This window comes from Methanobrevibacter sp. DSM 116169, assembly GCF_046197865.1.
Lineage (GTDB): Archaea > Methanobacteriota > Methanobacteria > Methanobacteriales > Methanobacteriaceae > JAHKLT01.
Genome location: NZ_CP166990.1, coordinates 695,053 through 720,943 on the forward strand (window position 1 = coordinate 695,053; position 25,891 = coordinate 720,943).

The 25,891-nt window shown below is 26.5% G+C and carries 21 protein-coding genes and 2 tRNA genes; 16 read left to right on the forward strand and 7 right to left on the reverse strand.

Translation table 11 applies throughout. The annotated features are described in order from the left end of the window. The first annotated feature begins 102 nt into the window (after positions 1-102). Positions 103-390: a hypothetical protein gene (locus ACA134_RS03625; RefSeq protein WP_409200822.1), complete on the forward strand. Its 288-nt coding sequence runs from the start codon at positions 103-105 to the stop codon at positions 388-390. Positions 391-444: 54 nt separating this feature from the next. After that, a complete protein-coding gene (locus ACA134_RS03630) occupies positions 445-1,071 on the forward strand; it encodes a class I SAM-dependent methyltransferase (protein ID WP_409200823.1) in 627 nt (208 codons plus the stop codon). Positions 1,072-1,073: 2 nt separating this feature from the next. Here ACA134_RS03630 and ACA134_RS03635 read toward each other — a convergent pair whose 3' ends face one another. Further along, positions 1,074-2,459, reverse strand: coding sequence for a DASS family sodium-coupled anion symporter (locus ACA134_RS03635; RefSeq protein WP_409200824.1), 1,386 nt, complete (start codon positions 2,457-2,459; stop codon positions 1,074-1,076). A 202-nt stretch (positions 2,460-2,661) separates the two neighbouring features. Between ACA134_RS03635 and ACA134_RS03640 the strand changes: the two genes are divergently transcribed. From ACA134_RS03640 to ACA134_RS03665, 6 genes are all read left to right on the forward strand, one after another. Then, positions 2,662-2,735, forward strand: a tRNA-Gly gene (locus ACA134_RS03640). A 4-nt stretch (positions 2,736-2,739) separates the two neighbouring features. After that, positions 2,740-2,813 (forward strand) — tRNA-Gly (locus tag ACA134_RS03645). Positions 2,814-2,990: 177 nt separating this feature from the next. Beyond that, on the forward strand, positions 2,991-4,028 hold the full coding sequence (locus ACA134_RS03650; protein ID WP_409200825.1) for a hydroxymethylglutaryl-CoA synthase: 1,038 nt from the start codon (positions 2,991-2,993) through the stop codon (positions 4,026-4,028). 12 nt (positions 4,029-4,040) lie between these two features. Continuing rightward, positions 4,041-5,201, forward strand: a complete 1,161-nt coding sequence (locus ACA134_RS03655) for a thiolase domain-containing protein (protein ID WP_409200826.1) — start codon at positions 4,041-4,043, stop codon at positions 5,199-5,201. Between the two features lie 8 nt (positions 5,202-5,209). After that, positions 5,210-5,758, forward strand: coding sequence for a LemA family protein (locus tag ACA134_RS03660; protein WP_409200827.1), 549 nt, complete (start codon positions 5,210-5,212; stop codon positions 5,756-5,758). 9 nt (positions 5,759-5,767) lie between these two features. Continuing rightward, positions 5,768-7,525 carry a DUF2207 domain-containing protein gene (locus tag ACA134_RS03665; RefSeq protein WP_409200828.1) on the forward strand — a complete coding sequence of 586 codons (1,758 nt, stop codon included), beginning with the start codon at positions 5,768-5,770 and terminating at the stop codon, positions 7,523-7,525. A 5-nt stretch (positions 7,526-7,530) separates the two neighbouring features. On the opposite strand, the gene ACA134_RS03670 is transcribed toward ACA134_RS03665, so the two are convergent. The 3 genes from ACA134_RS03670 to cobQ are packed head-to-tail and all read right to left on the reverse strand — an operon-like array spanning position 7,531 to position 11,412. Then, complete coding sequence (locus ACA134_RS03670) at positions 7,531-9,708, reverse strand: AAA family ATPase (protein ID WP_409200829.1); 2,178 nt, start codon at positions 9,706-9,708, stop codon at positions 7,531-7,533. Next, complete coding sequence (locus ACA134_RS03675) at positions 9,695-9,871, reverse strand: hypothetical protein (protein ID WP_409200830.1); 177 nt, start codon at positions 9,869-9,871, stop codon at positions 9,695-9,697. Before ACA134_RS03675 ends, ACA134_RS03670 begins: the two co-directional genes overlap by 14 nt. A gap of 8 nt (positions 9,872-9,879) precedes the next feature. Continuing rightward, positions 9,880-11,412 (reverse strand): cobyric acid synthase CobQ, encoded by a 1,533-nt coding sequence (gene cobQ / locus ACA134_RS03680; protein ID WP_409200831.1) that lies wholly within the window; start codon positions 11,410-11,412, stop codon positions 9,880-9,882. A gap of 1,121 nt (positions 11,413-12,533) precedes the next feature. Here cobQ and lonB point away from each other — a divergent pair. The 6 genes from lonB to ACA134_RS03710 all read left to right on the forward strand — a co-directional run bounded on the left by lonB (position 12,534) and on the right by ACA134_RS03710 (position 18,368). Beyond that, positions 12,534-14,414 carry an ATP-dependent protease LonB gene (gene lonB / locus ACA134_RS03685; protein ID WP_409201062.1) on the forward strand — a complete coding sequence of 627 codons (1,881 nt, stop codon included), beginning with the start codon at positions 12,534-12,536 and terminating at the stop codon, positions 14,412-14,414. 43 nt (positions 14,415-14,457) lie between these two features. Further along, a complete protein-coding gene (locus ACA134_RS03690; RefSeq protein ID WP_409200832.1) occupies positions 14,458-14,997 on the forward strand; it encodes a nitroreductase family protein in 540 nt (179 codons plus the stop codon). Between the two features lie 6 nt (positions 14,998-15,003). Continuing rightward, entirely contained in the window at positions 15,004-15,348 is a 345-nt protein-coding gene (locus tag ACA134_RS03695; protein WP_409200833.1) for a zinc ribbon domain-containing protein, read from the forward strand. 5 nt (positions 15,349-15,353) lie between these two features. Then, positions 15,354-17,006: an SWIM zinc finger domain-containing protein gene (locus tag ACA134_RS03700; protein WP_409200834.1), complete on the forward strand. Its 1,653-nt coding sequence runs from the start codon at positions 15,354-15,356 to the stop codon at positions 17,004-17,006. Positions 17,007-17,141: 135 nt separating this feature from the next. After that, a complete protein-coding gene (locus tag ACA134_RS03705; RefSeq protein WP_409200835.1) occupies positions 17,142-17,444 on the forward strand; it encodes a hypothetical protein in 303 nt (100 codons plus the stop codon). 9 nt (positions 17,445-17,453) lie between these two features. Next, the gene (locus ACA134_RS03710) at positions 17,454-18,368 is read left to right on the forward strand and encodes a ribose-phosphate diphosphokinase (RefSeq protein ID WP_409200836.1); all 915 of its coding nucleotides are present in this window, start codon (positions 17,454-17,456) and stop codon (positions 18,366-18,368) included. Position 18,369: 1 nt separating this feature from the next. On the opposite strand, the gene ACA134_RS03715 is transcribed toward ACA134_RS03710, so the two are convergent. Next, positions 18,370-19,197: a class I SAM-dependent methyltransferase gene (locus ACA134_RS03715; protein ID WP_409201063.1), complete on the reverse strand. Its 828-nt coding sequence runs from the start codon at positions 19,195-19,197 to the stop codon at positions 18,370-18,372. A gap of 59 nt (positions 19,198-19,256) precedes the next feature. On the opposite strand from ACA134_RS03715, the gene ACA134_RS03720 reads away from it, so the two are divergent. Continuing rightward, entirely contained in the window at positions 19,257-20,921 is a 1,665-nt protein-coding gene (locus ACA134_RS03720) for a glutamate--tRNA ligase (RefSeq protein ID WP_409200837.1), read from the forward strand. Between the two features lie 62 nt (positions 20,922-20,983). Here ACA134_RS03720 and ACA134_RS03725 read toward each other — a convergent pair whose 3' ends face one another. Both ACA134_RS03725 and ACA134_RS03730 read right to left on the reverse strand, forming a co-directional pair. Next, positions 20,984-22,615 (reverse strand): hypothetical protein, encoded by a 1,632-nt coding sequence (locus tag ACA134_RS03725; RefSeq protein ID WP_409200838.1) that lies wholly within the window; start codon positions 22,613-22,615, stop codon positions 20,984-20,986. Between the two features lie 109 nt (positions 22,616-22,724). Beyond that, positions 22,725-23,987 (reverse strand): hypothetical protein, encoded by a 1,263-nt coding sequence (locus ACA134_RS03730; RefSeq protein WP_409199744.1) that lies wholly within the window; start codon positions 23,985-23,987, stop codon positions 22,725-22,727. Between the two features lie 662 nt (positions 23,988-24,649). On the opposite strand from ACA134_RS03730, the gene ACA134_RS03735 reads away from it, so the two are divergent. Next, on the forward strand, positions 24,650-25,885 hold the full coding sequence (locus ACA134_RS03735) for an LL-diaminopimelate aminotransferase (RefSeq protein ID WP_409200839.1): 1,236 nt from the start codon (positions 24,650-24,652) through the stop codon (positions 25,883-25,885). The last annotated feature ends 6 nt before the right edge of the window (positions 25,886-25,891 follow it).

The following is a 25,891-nucleotide window of genomic DNA, read 5'->3' on the forward strand; positions in this document are numbered from 1 at the left end:
AATAAAAAACTATAAATAAAATGCAAAACATATATTATAAGTGAAAATAGTTTATGGTTATATAATATCACGAGTCAAAAAAATCAAAAAGGGATGATTATTATGATAAATGATATGAAAAACGAAAAAATCATACTAGAATCTTGTAAACTTAATGGTTCAGGTGAATGTATGAAATACTATAATACAGAATTTACATATGATGATTTAAAACATCTTAAAAAAGGAGATGTAAAAACAACTTCACCTCCAATGGATGGAGGATATATGAAAGAAACCATGACTGTCATGGCTCCTTTTAATCAAAGTGTTCTACTTGAAATTGATGTAGAACGTAAAGATAAAGACGTAAATACTGATGTTAATGTAAGAGAAGTAAAATTTGACTAAATTTTATATAACTATTAAACTATTTTCATAACTTTTTTTAAAATAGATGATTTTATGGAAGATAAAGAATTAATTAAAAATGCAAGAAAACCTGTTGGAGATTTAGGTCATACTATTCTTGATAGAATGAATAAATCTCATGAAGAAATGGCTGTTTGGGCATCAAGCTATTTAAAAATTAATGATAATGATTATATTTTAGATATTGGTTGTGGTGGAGGAGTTAATCTTCAAAGATTTGTAAAAAAAGCAAACAAAGGTAAGGTATGTGGAATTGATTATTCTGATATAAGTGTAGAAAAATCTAGGAAACTAAATGAAGATGCGATAGTTAAAGGTTTAGTTGATGTTCAAGAAGCTTCTGTATCTAATTTGCCATATCAAGATAATACATTTGATATTGTAACTGCTTTTGAAACTGTTTATTTTTGGCCAGACTTTTTAAATGATTTAAAAGAAGTTAATAGAGTTTTAAAACCTGGTGGAACTTTATTAATTTGTAATGAAGCATATATTGAAGATGAAGATTCTATAGAAAAATATCAAGAATTAGTAGATCTTTTAGATATGAAAATCTTTTCAAAAGAAGAATTATATGATAACTTAAAAAAAGCTAATTTTGATGATTTTAAATGTTATATTAAGGGAGATTGGATTTGTACAAGCTCCCTTAAAAGTTAATTTTATACTATTAAAAACTGTTGGCCAAATGTGAATATTACAAGAACTGTTAGTAATATTCCTATAATTACAATTGGTAGGCCAGCTTTAAATATTTCTTTTATATTTACATATCCTGTTCCATAAGCCATAGCTACTGTTGGATCGGCCATAGGTAGTAAGAAAGATAATGAGCATGCTATTGAAATTGGTACAGCATAAACACCAACTGCAAGGCCTTGTGATTGTGCAAGTGTTACAGATAATGGTATTAATATAGCTGCAAGTGCAACATTAGACATTACTTGTGTAATAGCTACTGCTATAATCATAAGAACAATCACTACTATGAATGTTTCAGGACTTGCTCCAAGTAAAAAGATAACATTATTTATTAACCATTCTGCAGCTCCAGTATTTAAAATAGCTCCACCTAATGATAGTGCACCACCAAAGAATATTATAAGTCCCCAATCTATATTGTTTTCTGCTTCTCTCCAATCTAAAATTCTAAGTAAGAAGAATAATGCTGCTCCAATTAATGCTACTGAATAACTGTCAAGTCCTGTAATTCCTGTTGTCATCCAAAGTAAAATTGAAAATAATAAAATTCCTAAAGCAAGTTTTTCTTGTCTTGTTACATCTCCGAGTTCTTTTAATTTAGATTTTATAACAGTTTCTCCATCTTTAATCCCATCGATTTCAGGAGGAAACATATAACTTAAGAATTTCCATATTATTATAAGTAATACAACAGATATTGGTACTCCAAAGAATAACCAATTAACAAAAGGAATATGGGTATATGCTGCTGCCATTAAGTTTGGTGCAGTTCCAATTTCTGTAGCTATTCCACCAGCAAGAGATGCAAAACAAGCTCCTAAAATCAAAGCTTTTGCAATATTACTTTTACCTTCTTCAGCATGATCTACACCCATAAGACCAATAATTTCTGCAATGATTGGCATTATAAGAGCAAATGCTATGATATTCTCAATCCATGCTGATAATATTCCTGTTGCAAATACACAAACAAAAATAGCTTTAGTTGATGTGGTTCCAAATTTATCTAGTAGTGTATAAGTTAATCTACGAACAAGCCCACTTTCTCTTATTCCTTCAGCTATTATAAATCCACCAATCATTAAAAATATAATTGGATTTGCAAAATGAACAACAGCATCTGTAAAACTACAAATTCCAAGTATTGGTTGTATAAATAATATTATAATTGATGTTACAGCAAGATGAAAGCTTTCACTAGCCCACATTACAATTGCAAAAATAAGTAGAGCTATTGTCATATGTGCAGGAAATGATAATCCTGGTATTGGAATAAGCCCTATTATTAATGCTAATAATATAGCTAGGGGAAAGCCAATTTTTTTAAAGTCTAATCCTATTCTCATAAATATCCACAATTAATTTATTTTAATACTAGGATATTTATATTATTTATTCCTTTTAAAATAATTGTTTTTTAATTATAATAATTATTAAAACTTAGTTTATTGATTTATAAATTTTAAATATTCTTAAATAGGTAATGATACTTTTATATATGATGAAAATAAATAGTTAATTGTTGTATCTATTTTAGATTTTTACTATGCGGTGTTAGTCCAGCCTGGTTAAGACTCTAGCCTGCCACGTTAGAGACCCGGGTTCAAATCCCGGACGCCGCATTTTGCAGTTGTGGTATAGTCTGGTTATTACTTGGGCCTTCCAAGCCTACAACCCGGGTTCGAATCCCGGCAACTGCATATTTATATATTTATTTTTCATTGTATTATTTTACTTAGCTATTTTTCAATTATTTTTGATTTACTTATTTAATTTATTTTTTCAAGCTATTCTGTTATATCTTAGTTAGTTTTATATATTAGATATTTAAAAATAATAGTAAAACTAAATTATTAATAAAATATAATGGTGATTAAATGGCAGGAATTGTAGGATATGGGGCATCTGTGCCTTCATATAGAATAAAAGTAGAAGAAATTGCTAAAGTATGGGGCGACAACGCAACTGCTTTAAAAAGAGGACTTGTTGTGAATGAAAAGTCTTTACCTTCTGCTGATGAAGATACTGCAACTATTGCAGTTACTGCAGCTAGATATGCTCTAGCTAGATCTAAAATCGACCCTAAAAAAATAGGGGCTGTATATGTTGGTTCTGAATCCCATCCTTATGCAGTTAAACCTACGGCTACTATTGTATCTGAAGCTGTTGGTGCAGCACCTGAACTTACTGCAGCTGATTTAGAATTTGCATGTAAGGCAGGAACTGCTGGTATGCAAATGGTTATGGGTTTAGTCGACTCTGACATGGTAGAATATGGTTTAGCTATTGGTGCCGATACTTCTCAAGGTGCTCCTGGAGATGCTTTAGAATATACTGCATCTGCTGGTGGTGCAGCTTATATTATTGGTAAAAATGATACTTTAGCTGACATTAACGAAACATATAGTTATACAAGTGACACTCCTGATTTTTATAGAAGGGAAGGTCAAGATTATCCTTCACATGGAGGACGTTTTACAGGTGAACCTGCATTCTTTAAACATGTAACTAATGCTGCAAAAGGTTTATTTGAAAAAACTGGTACTGAAGCTAGTGATTATGATCATGCATGTTTCCATCAACCTAATGGTAAGTTCTACCTTAAAGTTGGTAAAATGCTTGGATTTAATAAAGAACAATTAGAACACGGTCTTTTAACTCCAAATATTGGAAACACTTATTCTGGTGCAGTTCCTTTAGGATTATCTTCTATTTTAGATAATGCTGAACCTGGTGAAAAAATATTTATTGTATCTTATGGATCTGGAGCTGGAAGTGATGGTTTCACATTAACAGTTAACGATGAAATATTAGAAAGAAAAGAATTAGCTCCTTTTACTGCAGATATAATTGATGATAAACAATATGTTGATTATGCTGTTTATGCTAAATATAAAGGAAAACTTAAGATGTAGAGGATTGATAAAATGAGAGATGTTGCAATTATAGGTGTTTCACAAACAAAATTCGGAGAATTGTGGGATGCATCATTTAGGCAATTAATAGCTGATGCTGGTATTAAAGCTATTGAAGATTCTGGTATTGAAGGAGCAGATGTTGATTCAATGTATGTTGGAAACATGACTGCTGGTCTTTTTGTTCAACAAGAACACATTGCAGCTTTAATTTCAGATCACATGGGTCTTAATCCTACTCCTTGTACAAGAGTAGAAGCAGCTTGTGCATCTGGTGGTTTAGCTATTCGTCAAGGAATTATGGCTGTAGCTTCTGGAATGAATGATGTTGTAGTTTCTGCAGGTGTTGAAAAGATGACTGATGTTGTTGACCCAACTCCAGCTATCGCTACTGCATCTGATCAAGAATGGGAAGCTCAACAAGGTGCTACTTTCCCATCATTATATGCAATGATAGCTAAAAGACATATGTATGAATATGGAACAACAAGAGAACAATTAGCTCAATTTTCTGTTGTAAATCATAAAAATGCTAAAAATAATCCAAGAGCTCAATTTCCATTTGAAATTTCAGTAGATCAAGTATTAAATGCATCAGTTGTAGCTGATCCTTTAACTCTTCTAGATTGTTCTCCAGTATCAGATGGTGCGGCAGCTGTTGTTATTTGTGCTGCTGAAGATGCTAAAAAATACACAGATAATCCAATTTATGTAAAAGCATCTGCACAAGCATCAGGTACTATTGCATTACATGATAGAAAAGATATGACTACAATTGATTCTACTAAAATAGCTGCTAAAAAAGCATTTGATATGGCAGGACTTACAAATAAAGATATTGATTTAACTGAGGTTCACGATTGTTTCTCAATTAATGGTATTTTAGCTATTGAAGATTTAGGATTTGCCAAAAAAGGTGAAGGTGGAAAAGCTGTAGAAGAAGGTCAAACAGAAATAGATGGTGATTTCCCTATAAATCCTTCTGGTGGCCTTAAAGCTCGTGGTCACCCATTAGGAGCTACTGGTATTGCTCAAGTTGCTGAAGTTGTATGGCAACTTAGAGGTGAAGCTGGTAAACGCCAAGTTCAAGATGCTGAAGTTGGTATGACTCAAAATATTGGTGGTACTGGTGGTACTGCAGCTATTCATATTTTAGGAAGAGATAGAAACTAGTGATTTCTATGCTTGGATATATAATACTTGCAATAATAGTTATTATTGCAATAGCTATTATTTTTTTATATAATGGTCTTATAAATGCTAAAAACAAAGTTAAAAATGCATGGTCTCAAATTGATGTTCAACTAACACGTAGAGCTGATTTGATACCTAATCTTGTTGAAACTGTTAAAGGTTATGCAAGTCATGAAAAAAGTGTTTTTGAAGATGTTACTAAAGCAAGATCTAGTGTAGTTAATGCAAGTAATGTTAAAGAAGCAGAAAGTGCTAATAATATGCTTACTGATTCTTTAAAATCTTTATTTGCTGTTGCTGAAAATTATCCTGAGCTAAAAGCTAATACTAATTTTCAAGATTTACAAAACAAATTAAGCGAAAGTGAAGATAAAATAGCTTATTCTAGGCAATTTTATAATGATACTGTTTTAATGTATAATAATAAGTGTCAAATGTTTCCAAGTAGTTTAATTGCAAAGTTGTTTAATTTCGATGAAGCAGATTTCTTTGAAGCTGATTCAAGTTCTAGAAGTGTTCCTAAAGTCGAATTTTAAGTGGTTAAAATGAATAGAAAATTTTTATCTATTTTTTTAATTTTTCTTTTTTTATTTTCAAACCTTTCTTTTGTTCTAGCTGATGATGATAATTCTTATTCTATTAATCATGCTAATATTATTTTAGATATTAAAGAAAACGGCATTTTACATGTTAAAGAATCGTTATCTTATTCTTTTATTGGAGAATTTAATGGAGCATATAGGGAAATTTCCTTAAAAAATGGAGAATCGGTTCAAAATCTTAATATTTCTACTGAAGGAGCCTATTCGAGACATGAAGTTGTAAATGAAGATGGTTATTATAAAATAAAGATTTATTTATTTGAAGATGAAGCTATGACTCAAAAAATAGCTAATAAGGATGTAATTGTTAATATTGAATATGATTATATTAATTCACTTAAAATTTATAATGATGTTGGAGAATTGCATTATAAGATTTGGGGTGAAGAATGGGATGTTGGAGTAGGTGAAATCCATAGTGAAATTAACTTCAAATCAAAAGATGGTGTGAAATATTGGATTAATCCATATGATAATTATGCAAGTGGAAACTGGTCAGGTAATACTCTTATAATTGATAGTGGATATGTATCTCCTGGAAATTATTTAGAAGTTAGATCTACTATTCCTTTAAGCCAATTTCAAAATCCTATTTATGCAAATCAAATTAATAAAGATGGTTTAGCTGAAATTGAAAAAGTACAAGAAGATTATAAAAATGCATATGAATTTGAAGAAACAATTTTTGATATTATTCCTAAAATTTTACTTTTAAGTTTACTTTTACCAATTTATCTATATTATAAATATGGTAAAGAACCTAAAATTGATTACAATGGAATTTATGAAAGAGAACCACCTAATAACTACTCTCCAATATTCGTTAATGCAATGTTCGATGGCACGATTGGTTCATTAAATAAAAAAGGGTTCCAATCCGGAGTAATGGATTTAATTAATAAAAAATATCTACAATTAATCCATAATGATGAAAAATCTATAAAACTTAAAATTAATAATTTGGTCGATTTAAGTAAATTAAAAGAATATGAATCTGGAATTATTAATATTTTAAGAGATTTTGAAGTTGATGGTATTATTGATTTAGATCAAATGTATAATATGCTTAAAAATGAATCTAATGCTAAAAGATTTGATGAAAAATATAAGTTATGGGTATCTGATTATGAAGCTATGCATGTAGATAATATAATTTATAAGTATTTTATTGACGATGGATATACCTACTTAAAAGTTTATTCTGTAATTTTAGCTATTGCATCAATTATTTTAATTTTCTTTTCAATGGATTCATTAACTTATAGTGCAGGTGATGCTTATTTTACTGGAATATTCACAATAATTGTAGCTATAATTTTATTCATATTACCAAATAAAATATTTGGAAAATGGACAAAAAGTGGAATGGAAGAAAATAAAAAATGGGAAAACTTTAAAAAATATTTAAATGATTTTTCTCTTATGAAAGAATATCCTCCTTCTTCAATAGCTATTTGGAATGATTATTTAGTTTATGCAACTGCACTTGGAGTTGCAAAAAATGTTAAAAAAGCTATGGATTTCCATCTTCCTGATGGATCTTTAGAAAATGATGATTTATATTATTATCAATCTAATAATGGGTCAATATTACTTTATTCTGCTATGCGCACAGGATTTTCAACTGCTAATCCTTCATCATCTGGTGGTGTTGGAGGAGTTGGTGGAGGCTCTGGTGGAGGTGGTGGGGGAGCATTCTAGCTTCTCTACTTTTTTAAATTTATTGTATTTTTGCAACGTCTTTCAGGACAAATTATACTTTTTGACTGATTATCAAAAAATAAATAGCTACCGCATCTATCACATGTTACACTTTCCATAAATGTATGGACTGCTTCACAAAACGATTTAACTTCATTTTTAGAACATGTTTCACTTTCAGGAGTATTATGTGATAATAAGTTTCCTAAAATAATTGTCTTCTCTAAATTATCAATAATATTTATATAATATTCTTCAAATTCACTTCTTTTAGTTGTTTTTCTTATTCTAGTAAGTACTGGAGTTCTTAAATCTCCAATTGTATAATTATCTTTTATTTGAACTGGTACTCTATTAGCTCTACATAATTGTTCAAAATGATATTCTATAAATCTTCTACCTTCATTAGCTGCACAATGTAATTGATTTTTAGATAAATGATATTCAACTTGTTCTAAATAGGGAATATAAGATGATAATTGTGGACCGTAATCTATATTCCATCCAGTTATTTCAAGATTTTTAAAATCTTCTTTTAGCCCATAAATTCTTTCAATATTTATCATCTGATTATACCAAACCTTGTCATGAGTGGTTATAATAAACTGCTTATCAGAGAAATTCTCAAATAATAATCTTGCAATTCTTTCTTTATGTAAAATATCTAATGTAGATACAATATCATCTAAAACAATTAAAGAACATTTTTTATTATAATTTTTAATAAATGCTAAGAAGATACATAAACTTAATGTATCAAGATGACCTTCACTTGAATATGCTCTTGGATCATTTTCATTATTTAAATAAGTTATTTTAAGATAAATTTCATCTTTATTATCAGATTTTAATTTAAGATCAACTATAGATTCATCTTCATGAATATATGAATAAAATGCATTTATGTCATCTTGAATTTTTTTATATTTCCTTCTAAGTAAATCATACTTAGTCATTTTAAAATTATCAAAAATAGCTTTTGAAACACTTTCTCTTTTTTTAGCTATTTCAAGCCGTTTTTCAGTTTTTTCAATATCTTCTAAAGCTATTAAACTACTAATTATATTATTTAAAATTAAAGAAATTCTTCGATTAACTCTATCTTCTTTTAAATTTGATTGTTTTTCAATTTCTTTATGAATTTTAACTATATCTTTTTTTAATTTTTTAACAATGTTATAATTGTAGCTATTATTTACATCTAAGTTTAATTTGTATAAATTCATTAAATAATCGTTTTGATTTTCAAATTCATTAACATAATGGGTAACTTTTCTAGATAAATGCTCAATATTTTTATTTGATTTTATTTCTTCGCTTAAATAATCTAAAACACCTAATATCTCGCTATTAATTTTTATTTGTTCAATTATTAAATTTTGTAAATGAGTTTTATCAATATTATCTGTATTTTTTAGAATTTTCTTAATTTTATCATAATTTTCATATGAATCATTATATATTTTAATAGAATCAAATAGGTTTAAAATTTCTCTATAATTTGTTCTAAATACTTTTTTACCTGTTTCAACAAGGTATTGAATTATTTTTTCATTACTTTGCTTAAAATCAATTTCTTTTAAGTTTTTATCATTTAATATTTCATTAATAGCTATTTTTAAATCTTTTTCACTATTAATTTCTCTTCCAATTAATTTTCCTGTTGTTTCAATTTTAAATTCCTTTTCTTTTTGAAGTGCTTTAACTTCATTTTTAAAGTTTTCCCAATTTTTTTCTAGTTTTTCTTGAATTTCTTGGTATTTTTTTAATCCAACAAGATTACCAATAGCTTCATATCTTTCACTAGGATTAGATGTTATAAATTCAAGCATTTTAGCTCTATTTAAAATAAAAGATCCATTTTGAGATTCTAATAAATATTCTTTAAATTCTTTATGATTACTATATTTTGTTTTTTTAAGTGTTTTTTGAATTTTACAATTTTCATTATAATTAATTGTTATATCCAAATCTTCTTTTTTTGATTTTAAATGTGTAGCATATTCTTCAGTTGATTTAAGCTGATTCGAATCTTTTGTTAGTGCAAATTTCACTGCATCAGTTATTGAACTTTTTCCAGTCCCATTTTCTCCAAAAATAAGTAAAGATTTTCCATCTAAATCAATATTATTTTCTTTTATTCCTTTAAATGATTTTATTGATAGAGATTCAATTCTCATCATAATTAAACTCCTCTTGAATCAATTTCTCAATTTCAATAATGGAAATATCTCCCTTTTTAAATTCATCTTTTAATTTTAGCAAAAATGATGAATCTATTGATTTAATAATGTCTTCTTTTTTCAAGTTTTTAAAAAACTCTTCAATAAATGATTCATATGGCATTTTAACACCTAACTTTCAAATAAAATCTTATCAACGAAATCCATATCTATATTTTGCTCAACAATTTCTGCTAATCTATTTATAGAATAATATTTACTTGATTCATATGGATCTTCACCGAATTTAGGATCTAATCCCTTTTTAACTCTTAAATAATTTAAAAATTCTCTTCTTAAATTATAATTATGGAATATTCCATGTAGATATGTTCCAAGAACATTACCTGAACATGCTCCATCATGAGAATCATCTTCATTATTTCCTTGTCCTTTACTTGAAATTTCAAGTAGTGGTGAAGTTTCATTTAAAACAGTTGTACCTTCATGAATCTCATAACCTTTAACAGCCTCACCAATAATATTTTCAAACATTTTACTAGCTATTCCATCTAATGAATTACTTATTACAGCTTCACTTTGTAAGACTATTTTTTCATTATTTTTAAAATGAGATTCAATATTTAATAATCCTAATCCTTTGGTTGAACCAATATTAGATTCTTTATTATCTTCATCAATAATATCCATACCTAGTATTTGATAACCTCCACAAATTCCAAAAATAGGTATCTTCTTAGATAATTCTTTAATTTCACTATTTAATTTAGATTCCACAAGTAATTTAGCATCTTCTGTTGATGAACGTGTTCCTGGAATAATTAATGCATCAACATCTCCAATTTCATCATCTAAATCAATCATTTTTATCTCAACATCTTCTTCAAATTCAAATGGATCAATATCTGTAAAATTAGAAATCTTATTAAGCCTTATGACTCCAATTGTAATGTCTTTACCTTTAGAAAACTTATGTCTAGATAATGATGCAGAATCTTCTTCAGGTAATTTTAAGCTATTATCATATGGAACAACACCTAATACAGGAGCATTAATTTTATCTTCAATAATATCAATTCCAGGTTTTAGAATATCTAAATCTCCTCTAAATTTGTTTATTACCACTGCTTTTAAACGTGAACGATCATGATCATCTAATAAAATAAATGTTCCAGCTATTGATGCAAAAACACCACCCATTTCAATATCTGCAACTAAAATAACATTAGCATCAGCTAAATGAGCTATCTCCATATTAGCTATATCTTCTTTTCTCATATTTATCTCAGCAGGAGAACCAGCACCTTCAATAACTATAATATCATATTCACTTTTTAAAATGTTTAATGATTCTTCAATAGCTTCTAGAGCTTTTTCTCTATAGTTTTGCTGATATTCATAAAAATTCATATCTCCAATAGCTTTTCCTTGAACTATTACTTGAGATATAAATTCTCCTTTAGGTTTAAGTAAAATAGGGTTCATATGGATTGATGGTTCAATTTCACTTGCTTCAGCCTGTAAAACTTGTGCAATAGCTATCTCACCATTTTCTTTTGTAGTATATGAGTTCAAAGACATATTTTGTGATTTAAAAGGAGCTACTTTATATCCTCTTTTTTTATAAATTTTACATAGTGCAGCTACAAGAACACTTTTTCCTGCATTTGATGATGTTCCTTGAACCATTATACATTTAGCCATATTGATTTTCCTTATAATTTTTAAAAATAAACTAATTATTTATTTATATTTTTTATATTATATTAATTTTTTAATTATTGTTCGATTTAGAAATAATAATTATAATAAATATTTTTTTAATTTAAATTCAAAATAAAATAAAAGAAACATAAATAAATATATAAAAAGAACTATTAAAGTTCTGCCTAAAATAGTTGTACTTAAACAACTAATTTAGAACAATACATGCAGAACATAATATCAAATTTTAGCCATTTGACACTTAATGGACATAATTGTTTGCAAATTAAGCCAATTTATATTATCTTTTAATTGATATATAAATTTTTTGTATTATTTGACTTAAATATTGATTTAATATTAATAAAATATTTTTATCATTAAAAAAACATTAATAATATGGGATTTAATCCTCTAATGCCACAAGAAGAATTAATTAAAAATTCAAGTTCAAAATATGTAAAACTTAATAAAACTTGTATTGAAGGCTATTATTTGCAGTTAAACAATTCTAAAAGTAAATAACAGATTCCCAATGAGAAATGTTGTATTGCTTTTTTAATATTATTGCTCATGGTAAATTTACCTCCATCCTTAGTACACGATTATTAGGTTATTTTTGTTTGATCCTAACCTAAAGTTAATACCGTGCCAATGGCTAAAATTATATGAACTATTTTTTTAGTATTTTTTTTACTTGGCACAATATGGAGGAAAAAATCCCAATACTCTTTATACATCTTATATGATTTAAATTAATATAATGTGTGCAAATAATAAAAAATTAAAATATTTAAACGTGTTTCTAATGCATAGCTGATTTTTAACATTATTTTTTTTCATTTAATAATAAATATGAATTTACAGCATTGTATCAAAGCACAAAAATTATTTTTCACTAAAATTATTTTAATTACAAAAACTTACTAAAATAGAAACTTATTTATATAAACCTAAACATAATAATTATTAATATAGGAAACTTAAAATTTTTAAAATAAAATTATAAAGAGGTTTGTTTAATGAAAATAGAAGAAGGTGCAAATATTGACTCATCAGAAGATGTTGTATTAGAACCTGAAATTGAAGAAAAAGAAGAAGAAATAGAAAAAACTAAACCTATGCTTGATTATGATAATATTAAAAGTTCTGAAGATATAGAAGTACCAAAACTTCTCATTGACCAAGTAATTGGTCATGAAGAATCAATTGAAACTATTAAAAAAGCTGCTAAACAAAGAAGAAATGTTCTTTTAATTGGAGACCCTGGTGTTGGTAAGTCCATGCTTGCAAAAGGTATGGCAGAATTACTTCCTCCTGAAGTTTTAAAAGATATATTAGTTTATCCAAATCCAGAAGATAACAATAATCCTCTTATTAGAACAGTTCCTGCAGGAGCTGGAAAACAGATTGTTAAAGAATCTAAAATGTCTTCAAAGTCTAGTGAAGAGAGAAAATCAATTTTTACTATTATTGCCATTGGTGCAGTAGTAGCTATTGGAGCTATGTATGGAAGATTTTTAGAATCAATAATAGCTGCAGCATTAATTTTATTGATTTCATTCCAATTAAAACCTAAGAATAATGTTTTATCTCCAAAGTTATTAGTTGGTAATGGAGATAGAAAGTTTGCACCATTTATGGATGCAACTGGTGCTCATGCTGGAGCATTACTTGGTGATGTTCGCCACGACCCTTATCAATCTGGTGGTCTTGGAACTCCTGCTCATGAAAGAGTAGAAGCTGGTATGATTCATAAAGCAGATAGGGGAGTTTTATATATTGATGAGATTGGTACAATGAGTACTAAAACTCAACAAGAATTATTATCTGCAATGCAAGAGAAAAAATATTCTATTACTGGCCAAAGTGAAAACAGTAGTGGAGCTATGGTTAGATCAGAATCAGTTCCATGTGATTTTGTACTTGTAGCATCAGGTAATATTCAAGTTTTAGAAGGTATGCACATAGCTATGAGATCCAGAATTAGAGGATATGGTTATGAAGTATATATGAAAGATTCTATGGATGATAATTCTGAAAATAGGGAAAAATTAGTTCAATTTGTAGCTCAAGAAGTTAAAAATGATGGTAGAATTCCTCATTTTGAAACTGATGCATTAGATGAAATCATATTAGAAGCTAAAAGAAGAGCTGGTAAAAAAGATGCTTTAACTTTAAAACTCAGAGATTTAGGCGGACTTGTTAGAGCTGCAGGAGATGTAGCTATTGAAGAGAAAGCTCCTAAAGTACAAGCAAAACATGTTATTCAAGCTAAAAAATTCTCAAGAACTTTAGAACAACAAATGGCTGATAGATCTATCTTACAAAGAAAAGAATACAGTGTATTCGATTCAGAAGGTGGAAAAATAGGTCTTATTAATGGACTTGCTGTTATTGGTGATAGAAGTGGAATAGTTTCACCTATTGCAGCTGAAGCAGCACCTGCACAAAGTAAAAGTGAAGGCAAAATCATAGCTACTGGTAAATTAGGTGAAATAGCTCAAGAATCTGTTCAAAATGTTAGTGCTTTAATTAAAAAGTACACACAAAGAGATATTTCTAACTATGATATTCATGTACAGTTTTTACAAACTTATGATGGTGTTGAAGGTGACAGTGCTAGTGTATCAATAGCTGCTGCAGTTATATCTGCTGTTGAAGAAATTCCTATTGATCAAACTGTTGCATTAACTGGTTCATTAAATGTTCGTGGAGATGTAATGCCTATTGGTGGAGCTACAGGTAAAATTGAAGCTGCTGCTGAAGCTGGTATTAAAAAAGTTTTAATTCCTAGATCAAACTTAAAAGATGTAATGATTGAGAAGAAATATGAAAAAATGGTTGAAATTGTTCCAATCGATACATTAAGTGATGTTTTAGAAAATATTTTAATTAGTGGAAGTAAAAAAGATACCTTAATTAATAAAATGAAAGAATTAGGTTCTAAAGTTACTAAAAATACTATTGAAAATCCACTTAAAAAAGCAACTCACCATTAGTTGCTTATCTTTTATTTTTTTAAATTTTAATTTTGGTGATAAAATGGAAACTTTAGATACAATAAATAAACGTAAAAGTATTAGAGGATATGAAAGTAAAGATATTGAAAAAGAAAAATTAGATACTTTATTAGATGTAGCTAATAAAGCACCTAATGCAGGTCCATTTCAATTAACAGTAATTCAAAATAAAGATTTATTAAATAGAATTAATGTTGCAACAAAAGACTTTATGTTAAATTCTGGAAATGAATTTTTTGAATCAAGAGCTAAAATTCCTGGTTATGAACCAATGTATGGAGCTCCTTGTATGATAATATTTTCAGCACCTGAAGAAGGTTTTGGACAAGTTAATTGTGCATGTTCTGCTACAACAATGATTTTAGAAGCTACTGATTTAGATTTAGGTTCTTGTTATGTTGTATCTCCTGTTATTGCTTTAGGAGCAAATCCTGAATTAGCTAAAAAATTAAATTTACCTGAAGGATTTACTCCTGTATGTGGTGTCCTACTTGGTTATGCTAATGGTGAAGGATTCCCATCAACAGGACGTGAAGAAGTAGATAATATTAATTATATTTAGATTTTAATGGTAAAAATCTGTTCTAGATGTGGTTTCAAATATAAAAATAGCTATAATTTCTGTCCAAATTGTGGAAATGAATCTTTCATAAAAGATCCAGATAATATAGCTATTAAAAATAAACATTTAATTATTGGAAGCTATATTTTAACGATACTTTTTAGTTGGGGTGGATTATTACTTAATTTTATTTTAAATTTTAAAAATACAAGTTTTTTCTCATTTTTTGGAATTTTTATTCCTTTTTATTTAATTCAATCTAATAACTCTCTTTTAAAAAAACATGGATATATTCAAATAGTTATTTCTTTAATTGGAATAATTTTATCAATTTTACTTATTTTTAGGTGATTTATATGAAAATAAATGAATTTATTGAAGCATCTGATTTTCAAATTATTGAAAGAGGAGAAAGCTATTATCACTCAGGGTATGTTTTATCTTTATCTAAAAAAGGGAACATGTTTATATCTAATGTTGAGGGAAGTAACTATGATCCTTATAAAGTTAAAATAATATTAAATGATAATGAAGAAATTACTCATTATAATTGCAATTGTCCTTATAATTATGGCCCAGTTTGTAAACATGTGATTGCAGTTCTTTTAGCTATTTTAAATAATGATTTTAAAGAAATGAAAATTCATGAATTAAAGGATACAAATAAAACTTCGTCAATTGATCAATCTAGAAAATTATTAGAAAGAGCATCTAAAGAAGAATTGTCTAGTTTTTTATCTGAGCAATTAAAAGATAATAACCTAAGATATGAATTTTTAAAATTTTTTAATGAATCCTTTGAATACCTTTTTGAAGAAATTAAATATCAAATTAGTTGTTTAATAGTTAATGAATATAATAATGATGATTTAGATGAAATTATTTCTAAAATTGAATATTTAATTGAAGAATTTAAAGAAAAACTAGATAAAACAAACTATGAAGATATTTTTAATTATTCTTTTGAAATTTTCTTAGAATCTATTTTACTATTTGAAAAATTTTATTATTATGATGGATTATATGATTTTCATGATATTATTGACAATTCTTTTGAGATTTTAGAAGAAACTATTGTATTATTTAAAAAATATGCTGATAAAAATTCTAAAAATCGAGCTTTAGAAACATTAGTTAGAAAAGGAAATCTTTTTAATTTTCATAATCATGATATGTCTAAATGGGATATATTAAATTTTGCTATAGAATTTGTTGATAAAGACAATAGAAACTATTTTTTAAATGAAATTAAATATGATGAAAGTGAAATTTTAGATTTTAAATTAATTGAAGAGTCTTTAATATTAAAATTTGATGGTGAAGAGGAACTTCAAAAATTTAGAATGAATAATATTGATCTTGATTATTATAGAGAAATTATAATTAGTCAAGCTATTGATAATCAAAATTTTGAATTAGCTGAAAAATTAGTTTTAGAAAAAATTGAAATAGAAGAAAATTATCAAGTATTGAAAAAATGGAATTATTTACTTTTTAATATTTATAAAAAATCTAATTTTACAGATAAACAGATGGAAATTGCAAATAATCTTTTAAAAAAAGGACATCATGAATATTTTTATATTTTAAAGGATTTTTATATAAATAATAATACTTGGGATGAAAAACGTGAAGATTTACTTAAAATTGCACAAAAAAATCTTTTTACTAATGATTATTTAAATATTTTAGAATCAGAAGAAGAATGGGATAAATTACTTAAAGCTATTGAAAAAAATAACATGTTTATTTTCGATTTTATTCCAAATTTAATTAAATATAGATTTAAAGAAATAAACCAATTAATTGAATTTTATATTTTAGAAAAAGCTCAATTTGCAGATACTAGGCATAAATATCGTAAATTATGTAATGAAATTCAAAAAGTCAATGATTTTGATTTAAAAGATTTATCTTTTAAGATGATTGATGATATTAAAAATTCATTTCCTAATAAACCTGCTTTAAATCAAGAACTTGATTTTTTAAAAATGAAATTAAATAGATAATCATTTTATATATCTTACACGATTTATTTATTTTCAAAATAATTCTATTTAATAATTAAAATTAATCCAAAACAAATAATATTTAATATAGAAACTTTAAATTATATTATAATATTGTATTTATGGAGATTATTTATGATTGATAAAGATGATATTTCAGATGAAATTATTGATATAACTAATGAAATATTAGATAAATACAATGAAAAATTCGAAATTGATGATGTATTTATCTCAAATACTAATACTGGTTATAATTTTTTTGTAAGCTTAAGAGTAGATAATAAAAATAATATAAAACCAATTATTAATGATTTAGAAGATAAATTAAAAAAATTTGGAAATATTACATTTAAACAGAGATTAGTTAAAAGCTGTTGTGATATTCCACATGATTATATTAATTTTGATATTGATTATAAGTTAAATGTATTTTAAGGTGAATTCATGATTATTGCAGGTTCTGCATCACAAAATTTAGGGGCAAAAGTAGCTAAATTATTAAATAAAAAGTTTGCATCAGTTGATACTTGGAAATTTCCTGATGGTGAAAGATATACAAGAATTAAAGATGAAATTCCAGATGAAGTTGTAATTATTCAATCTACTTATTATCCTCAAGATGAGAATTTAATGGAGTTATTATTTTTAATTAGTACAGCAAAAGACTTAGGTGCTTCTAAAATCACTGTTGTTACACCTTATATGGGTTATGCTAGACAAGAAAAGCGTTTTAATGATGGTGAATCAATTTCTGCTAAAACTGTTGCAAATTTGCTTGAAGCTGCTGGTGCAACTGAATTTATAACACTCAATATTCATGAAGAAAGCGTTTTAGACTTTTTTAATATTGAAGCTAAAAATTTATCTGCTATGGCTCCAATAGCCAAACATATTTCTACTATTGTTGAGGATGAACCTATAATTATTGCTCCAGATAAAGGAGCTTTCCCATTTGCAGAAGAAATAGCTAAATTATTAGATTGTACCTGCACATATTTAAGTAAAGTTCGTTTAGGTCCAGATAAAGTTGAAACTCGCATTGTAGATTTAAGATGTGATTTATCTGAAGATGATTTAAAGAAACATTCTAATGTAAATATAGATTCTGTTAAAGGAAAGGAAGCTATTATTATTGATGATATTATTGCTACTGGTGGCACAATTATTAATGCTATAAATATTTTAAAAGAACAGGGTGCAAAAAATGTCAATGTTTCATGTGTTCACCCTATATTAGTAAAAGGTGCAACTATAAGAATCTATGCTGCAGGTTGTGAAAGTATTATTAGTACAGATACAATATCATCTGATACATCTTTAGTATCTGTAGCTGAATTAATAGCTGATGCATTAAAATAAACTATTTTTCCCACCAAATTAAAATCCAATCAGCTTTATCTTTTTCATTATAAAGCTTTCCACTTTTTGGATCTTTTTTAAGTATTTTTTTAAGATATTTCCTTAAATCCTCTTTTTGATTATCATCTAATAAATCAAGTCTAAATTTCCCATTATCCATAGCTTCTTCAATAGTGTTATATTCTCTATATTTTGCATTATTAAATCTTTCAATATTTGGATAAATTCCCATATTAAATAAAATATTAAAAAAATAATTATATTCTGGAAAAGACTCTTCATAAAGGCCTATTTCTTTTTTAAACTCCTTTTCTATTTTCCAATTTTCAGGTCCAAAAACAGTTATAAAAACATATTTACTAGCTATTTCATTAATTTTAAATAATATCTCGTCAATTGGAATAATTCCATTTAATGATCTTGAAGCTACTATAATATCATAACTACCTAATTTATCTTTAGATATATCCTCTACATCAGTTAATATAGTATTAATATTACTAATTCCTTCTTTTTTAGAATTTTCTTCTAATATTTCAAGCATTTTATAAGCAGAATCTAGGCCTGTAACTGATTTAACCTTCTTTGCAATAGGAATGGTCACAGTACCTTCACCACAACCTAAATCTAAAACAGTGTCATTATTAGATAAGATTAGTTTACTAAATAGAAAGTCTAAATAGCTATCTTTTTTAGCTCTTTTATTAAAATGTGGTGCAGCTTCGTTCCAATCTTTATCCTTATCTTTTTTATTTTCTAAAGCATTTTTCCAAAAATAAACCCAATCTACATCTTCAGGTCTTTCAATGTAAGTTTTTTTATTAATAATAACACTTCCTAATTATGTTTATATATTTTTAAAAATAAATATTTTATTATAGTGATTATATGGATGATGTAGAAAGAATTGTATATAAACATGCATTATTAAATGCAGCTAAACATAAAGGGTATGCAAACCCTGGTGCTGTAATGGGTTCAATAATGTCTCAAGAAGTTGAACTTAGAGCTAAAGCAAAAGAAATTAATCAAGTTTTACCAGATATTGTTAAAAATATTAATGATATGGGTATTGAAGAAGTAGAAGAAGAAATTAAATCTTTAGGTTTAGCTATTGAGGAGAAAAAACAAGTTAAACAAACAGGACTCGGTGAACTTCCAGGATCTCATGATAATGTTGTAATGCGTTTTGCACCAAATCCAAGTGGACCATTACATATTGGACATGCTCGTGCAGCTATTCCAAATAATGAATATGTAAAAAAATATAATGGAAAATTAATCTTAAGGATAGAAGATACAGATCCAAAAAGAGTTTATGAACCTGCCTATGAAATGATTCTAGAAGATTTAAAATGGTTAGGATTTAATACAGATGAAATCTATTATCAAAGTGACAGATTTGAAATTTATTATGAATATGCAAGAAAACTAATTGAGCTAAATGAAGCTTATATGTGTACTTGTGATGGTGGTGACTTTAAAAAACTTAAAGATGCATCAAAATCATGTCCATGTAGAGATAATTCAATTGATAAAAATTTAGAAATGTGGGATAATTTTGATAATATGGATGAAGGAGATGCTGTTTTAAGAGTAAAAACAGATATTAATCATAAAAATCCAGCTATTCGTGATTGGGTAGCTATGCGTATTGTAACAGAACCACATCCAAGACTTGGGAATAAATATAAAATCTATCCAATGATGAACTTTTCAGTAGCTATTGATGATCATTTAATGGAATTATCTCATGTTTTAAGAGGTAAAGATCATCTAGCTAATAGTGAAAAACAAAAATATCTATATAATCATTTTAATTGGGACATTCCTGAATTTATACATTATGGAAGATTAAAAATGGAAGATATTCCACTTAGTACTTCTAAAGCACTTGAAGGAATCGAAAATGGAACTTATATGGGATGGGATGACCCACGTTTAGGTACTTTAAGAGCAATAGCTAAAAGGGGAATTCAAGCTGAAACTATTACAGAATTAATTAAAGAAATTGGAATTAAAATGTCTGATTCAGCTATTAGTTGGAAAAAAATATATGGGTTAAATAGAAATATTTTAGAAGAAAAAGCAAATAGATATTTCTTTGTTCCAGATCCTATTAAAATTAAAATTGCTGATTATAATGAACTTGATGAAATTAAAAGGCCATTACATGCTGATTATGAAGATAGAGGAAATAGGACTTTAACTTTTAATGGAGAAGCATATATTCCTAAAGCTGATTTTACAAATGGGATTAGTCGTTTAATGGATGCAGTTAATATTGATATTGATGCAAATTCAGTAAAATTTAATTCTAAATCATTTGATGAAGCTCGTGAAGCTAAAGCTAGAATTATTCAATGGGTTCCAGCTACTGATAATGTAAAAGCAGAAATAGTTATGGATGATGCATCAATAGTTGAAGGTTTATGTGAGCCAGATTGTAAAAATTTGAATATTGGAGATATTGTTCAATTTGAAAGATTTGGATTTGCTCGTTTAGATGAGAAAAAAGAAGATAAATTAGTATTTTTCTTTGCACATAAATAATTTAACTTTTTCTTTTTTTTTAATTAAAAAAATATATCAAAAATAAAAAAGTAAAAGATTAATTAAAATCTTTTTTTAATGTCACTAGAATTGATTAAAACATTTTTACCACGATATTTTACTTCAACATCGCTTCCATATATATTAAATAATTTACTTGAATAACTTTCTCCATTATAGTTAAATATAATGGTGTCTCCTTTTTTAAGAACTTCATCATTGTTGTTTATTTTTACAGTTATTGTATTTGCTTGTTTTTTAAGGGTAGGTTTAGGTTTTTCAACTTCTTTAGTTTCCTCATGGATATTATCCATTTTACCTAAATTTTCTTCTCTAACTTTATTATCAACATAAATTGGTTCTTCATCAATATCATAAGTTCTAACACTTCTTATGAATTCATCATCAGGAGATTCTTCATCATTTTGTAATTCTAATAACTTATCTTCAGTAAATTTCTTAACATTTTTTACAATCTTTGAATTTTTAATACTATCTTTTATTTCACCAAAGTCAACTAATTCAAAGTCATTATCTTCGAACATATCAGTATTTTCTAATGATTGTCCAAATTCATCTTCTTTTTCTTTAGTTTCAGTTTCTTTTAAAAGATTATCTCCTTCAATAGAATCATTTTCATAATTGTTCTCAGAAACAATGTCTCCAATTTTTTGGTAGTGGTCTTTAATATCTTCTTCTTTAGTAGTTTCTTTTAAATCATTTGATTTTTCTAATTTTTCTTCTTTATCAATATTAAGAATAGATTCATCACTACTTAAATTTTTATCCTCAGGACTTTTTTCTATAATTCCATCTTTTTCTTTAGCTTTTTCAACTAACGAATCAATGCTAAATAATTCTTTTAAATCTTCATCAGAATCTTTTTTATCTTCACTAATTTTTGTTTCTTCTTTTTGTTTTTTATTTTCTTCAACACGATCTTTTAATGGAATATTTATATCTTCTGTAACTGCTTCATTTGCAATAGCTGCTTGAATTGTGTTTCCTATTTCATTAGAATGAGTATTAATATCTTCTGTATGTGATTCTTTTTGAATCTCACCATCTACTTTTCCTGTTGATTCTTTAGTAACATCTTCTGTGATTGGGTTATCATTAGTATTTTCTTCTACTGGATTAATTTCAATAGGATCTTTAATTTTTTCTTCGATATTATTGATTTCATATAAAGGTACTTTATCTTCTCCTTTATCTTCTTCATTAGTTTTTAATTCAGTAAATTCTACACCTTGATTTTGTAATTGATTCATTATTGCTTTATGTTTTTCTTCAATAGGTTCTTGGAAAACTTTACTAGCTGCATAAGTTTCAGTTTCAATAATATCATTAGGTTCTTCCCAAGATTCATATTCTGAAGATTTAACAGGTGATCTGTAGATATCATCTAAATTATTATTATCTATATCATTTTCTTCCTTAAAATATGGAGAAACATTATCATAAGGATTTGATCTTTCTTCAGTTTCTTTTTTACTAACTTTATTTTTAGTTTGTTCTACAACATTTTTTGTAGATGATATCATATCTTGGAATTTTGAATTACCATTATTATTTTTATATGAAATTTCTTTATTTCCACTTTCTTCTTCCCTGTAATATAATTTAACGATAATACAGGCAATTAAACCAATTACTGCAATATTAATTAAAATAAACATTGTTTCTGATTCCATTTTACCCCAACAAGTCTTTTTGATATTTTTAAATTATTATAAATTATAATATTATAATATTTATCTTTCGATTATTATAAGTGTTTTTATGGTATATTATTTGTGACTGTCAATTTGTTAGTTGGGTTTTTCGGTTTTTTATCCAATTTTTTATTCTGTGTTTTATTTGTGTCATGAGGCCTATTTCTGTTCTAAATTTCTTTTTGTATGATTTAGGCATTATGTTGCCAATATAATTTTCTGTTTTATTATTTGTTTGGCATGCTTTTGTTTTATGTTCTTTTTTGAGGAAAACTAAGAATTTTTTATAAATGGGCATGAAATTATTTTTCAAATAATCTCCTAATATCTCTGGAAATTCAGGCAATTTTTCTTTTATTTCTTCTATAAATTCTAATGCTTCACCATATGTTTTAAATTGGAATAGTTGCCAGAACCATTGTTTATATTCGTTTATTTCCTTTTTAATAGTTTTTAATTTTTCATCTACAAGTTCATCTATTTCTGTTTTTGACATTTCAGGATCATTGTTTTTTAATTCTTTTATGTATTTGTTTTTTGCTTTATTGTAAAAAGTAGTTAAATTTTTATTTATGTTTAAATTTAAATGAAAAGTACAGTATTGGTGATCAAAACCTAATTGACGCATTATATTATCATATTCTTTTTTTAAATCTGTTACAATGAATTTTCTTTTGTGTGGAGGTATATTTTTATCAATAAAATTTTTAATGAATTTTTTGCTTAAATTATCAGTTAATTCCTCTGCAATAGGAACATTATTGATTAAATCGAATATTACGCATCTATATTGCCATTTTTTATTAATTTTAACCCATTGCTCATCATATCCATAATAGTTAGATAATTCAACATCAGTATTTATGTAATATAAATTAGAATTTAATATTAATGATTTTCTAACTGTTTCATGAGAAATTTTAATGTTATTAAATGTTTTATGATTTTTTGACAGATTTCTTAATGATACACGTTCTAATGACATAGTTTCTTTAGATTTATTTAATGTATTATTAGAAAAATTACAATAAGGATCATATTCATCTTGAAATTCTGTTTGAGAAATTTTACCGCATTTTTTACATAAATACTTTTGAACAAAAATATGATTTTCATCACCATCAACTGAAATCAACATTTTAGAATTAAAACCATGTTTAATCAGATCACGAGAGAAACAATGCTTACAAAAACTATTATTATAAGCATAATAACGACTATCATTCGTATAAACACTTCTATCAACACTAAATTTACTTTGTTTTTCACGTTTTTCCAATCCTGGAAAGCAAAATTTATATTGAACATCAGACAAATTACTAATTGGAGAGCATATTTTTTCGAGGTACATACTTAATAATATGTTTCTCCGCCTATATAAACTTTTTTAAGCTTATTTTTAAAAAAAACACGTGCACAAAGCACAAAAATCAAAAAAAAATAAAGAAATTATAAAAATAATAATTTTTGATAAAAAAACCCAACTAACAAATTGACAGTCACTATTATTTATTTTTCTAAAATCATTTGACAAACTATAAATATTGTCTTTTTACAAATATATTATTTAATAAAAGTATAGCTTTGTACTTTATTTTTTTATGAGGAGGGTTGGCCAAAATTGTTTTGATTTTATAATTGTTTTGATTTTAAATTATTGTTTTTTCAATGTATATTTGTTTTTTAATAAAACATAGTATTTTATATGCTGGTCACGACAAATAATGATTTGTAATTGATTAATAAATATTTTCATGATATTTTAGAAGGTTTAATTTATTTTTTGATTAAAAAAAAATTTCTTATAGCATAATATTGATGTGAAAGCCAAACACAATATATATTAAAGAAATTAAGCAAAAAAAGAACCTTTTAAAAAAACAAATAACTTAATCAATTATGTACCGTTGGAGGAATGGGAATTTAAGCTCGTGCTACTATGGTTCATAAGAACTATTTAAACAAGAAAAAACCAAAAATAGCATTTTTGGCTGACCCTCATGAGGTTAAACAATGACTGTTAAAATTAATGAAAATTACCTTTTACTTCAAAATAGCTATTTATTTGCAGAAATTGCAAATAGAGTTGAAAATTATAAAAAAGAAAATCCAGATAAAGAAATCATCAGTATGGGTATTGGAGATGTTACTAAACCATTAGTTCCTAGTGTTGTTAAAGCATTTTCTAAAGCTGTTGATGATATGGGTGTTGCAGATGATTTTAAAGGATATGGTCCTGAACAAGGCTATTCTTTTTTAGCTGAGAAAATTATTGAAAATGATTATAAACCATTTGGTGTTAATTTAGATTTAGATGAAGTCTTTATTAGTGATGGAGCTAAATGTGATACAGCTAATATTCAAGAAATCTTTGATATTAATAATAAAGTAGCTGTTACAGACCCAGTTTATACTGTTTATGTTGATACTAATGTTATGGCTGGCCGTACAGGTGAGATGAAAGATGATGGAATGTATGAAGGATTAGTTTATCTTCCTTGTAGAGAAGAAAATGGATTTATTCCATCTTTACCTGATGAAGAAGTTGATTTGATTTATCTTTGTTTTCCAAATAATCCAACAGGAACTACTCTTACTAAAGATCAATTAAAGACTTTTGTTGATTATGCAAGAGAACATAAATCTTTAATTTTATTTGATGCTGCATATGAAAAATTCATTAATGAGTCTGATGTACCTCATAGTATTTATGAAATTGAAGGAGCTAAAGAAGTAGCTATTGAATTTAGAAGTTTTTCAAAAACTGCAGGATTTACTGGTACTCGATGTGCTTATACAATTGTTCCAAAGGAACTTAAAGGATATGATGATAATGGAAATTCTCATTCATTAAATGAATTGTGGAATAGAAGACAAACTACTAAATTTAATGGAGTGTCTTTCCCTGTACAAATTGCAGCAGCAGCTACCTATTCTGAAGAAGGTAAAAAAGAAATTCAAGATAATATTGATTATTATATGAAAAATGCTAAACTAATTAGAGTTAAATTAAATGAATTAGGATTAGATGTTTATGGTGGAGTTAATTCACCTTATTTATGGATTAAAATTCCTGATGGTATTGATTCATGGGGATTCTTTGATAAATTATTAAATGAAGCTAATATTGTTGGAACTCCTGGTGCTGGATTTGGCCCAAGTGGTGAAGGATATTTAAGATTAACAGCATTTAATACATTAGAAAATACTATTGAAGCAATGGATAGAATTTCAAAATTAAAATTTTAAAGAGGT

Coding starts and splice junctions, on each gene's coding strand:
- ACA134_RS03625 (WP_409200822.1), top strand. CDS start 103: ATGATAAATGATATGAAAAACGAAAAAATCATACTAGAATCTTGTAAA.
- ACA134_RS03630 (WP_409200823.1), top strand. CDS start 445: ATGGAAGATAAAGAATTAATTAAAAATGCAAGAAAACCTGTTGGAGAT.
- ACA134_RS03635 (WP_409200824.1), bottom strand. CDS start 2,459: ATGAGAATAGGATTAGACTTTAAAAAAATTGGCTTTCCCCTAGCTATA.
- ACA134_RS03650 (WP_409200825.1), top strand. CDS start 2,991: ATGGCAGGAATTGTAGGATATGGGGCATCTGTGCCTTCATATAGAATA.
- ACA134_RS03655 (WP_409200826.1), top strand. CDS start 4,041: ATGAGAGATGTTGCAATTATAGGTGTTTCACAAACAAAATTCGGAGAA.
- ACA134_RS03660 (WP_409200827.1), top strand. CDS start 5,210: ATGCTTGGATATATAATACTTGCAATAATAGTTATTATTGCAATAGCT.
- ACA134_RS03665 (WP_409200828.1), top strand. CDS start 5,768: ATGAATAGAAAATTTTTATCTATTTTTTTAATTTTTCTTTTTTTATTT.
- ACA134_RS03670 (WP_409200829.1), bottom strand. CDS start 9,708: ATGATGAGAATTGAATCTCTATCAATAAAATCATTTAAAGGAATAAAA.
- ACA134_RS03675 (WP_409200830.1), bottom strand. CDS start 9,871: ATGCCATATGAATCATTTATTGAAGAGTTTTTTAAAAACTTGAAAAAA.
- cobQ (WP_409200831.1), bottom strand. CDS start 11,412: ATGGCTAAATGTATAATGGTTCAAGGAACATCATCAAATGCAGGAAAA.
- lonB (WP_409201062.1), top strand. CDS start 12,534: ATGCTTGATTATGATAATATTAAAAGTTCTGAAGATATAGAAGTACCA.
- ACA134_RS03690 (WP_409200832.1), top strand. CDS start 14,458: ATGGAAACTTTAGATACAATAAATAAACGTAAAAGTATTAGAGGATAT.
- ACA134_RS03695 (WP_409200833.1), top strand. CDS start 15,004: ATGGTAAAAATCTGTTCTAGATGTGGTTTCAAATATAAAAATAGCTAT.
- ACA134_RS03700 (WP_409200834.1), top strand. CDS start 15,354: ATGAAAATAAATGAATTTATTGAAGCATCTGATTTTCAAATTATTGAA.
- ACA134_RS03705 (WP_409200835.1), top strand. CDS start 17,142: ATGATTGATAAAGATGATATTTCAGATGAAATTATTGATATAACTAAT.
- ACA134_RS03710 (WP_409200836.1), top strand. CDS start 17,454: ATGATTATTGCAGGTTCTGCATCACAAAATTTAGGGGCAAAAGTAGCT.
- ACA134_RS03720 (WP_409200837.1), top strand. CDS start 19,257: ATGGATGATGTAGAAAGAATTGTATATAAACATGCATTATTAAATGCA.
- ACA134_RS03725 (WP_409200838.1), bottom strand. CDS start 22,615: ATGGAATCAGAAACAATGTTTATTTTAATTAATATTGCAGTAATTGGT.
- ACA134_RS03730 (WP_409199744.1), bottom strand. CDS start 23,987: ATGTACCTCGAAAAAATATGCTCTCCAATTAGTAATTTGTCTGATGTT.
- ACA134_RS03735 (WP_409200839.1), top strand. CDS start 24,650: ATGACTGTTAAAATTAATGAAAATTACCTTTTACTTCAAAATAGCTAT.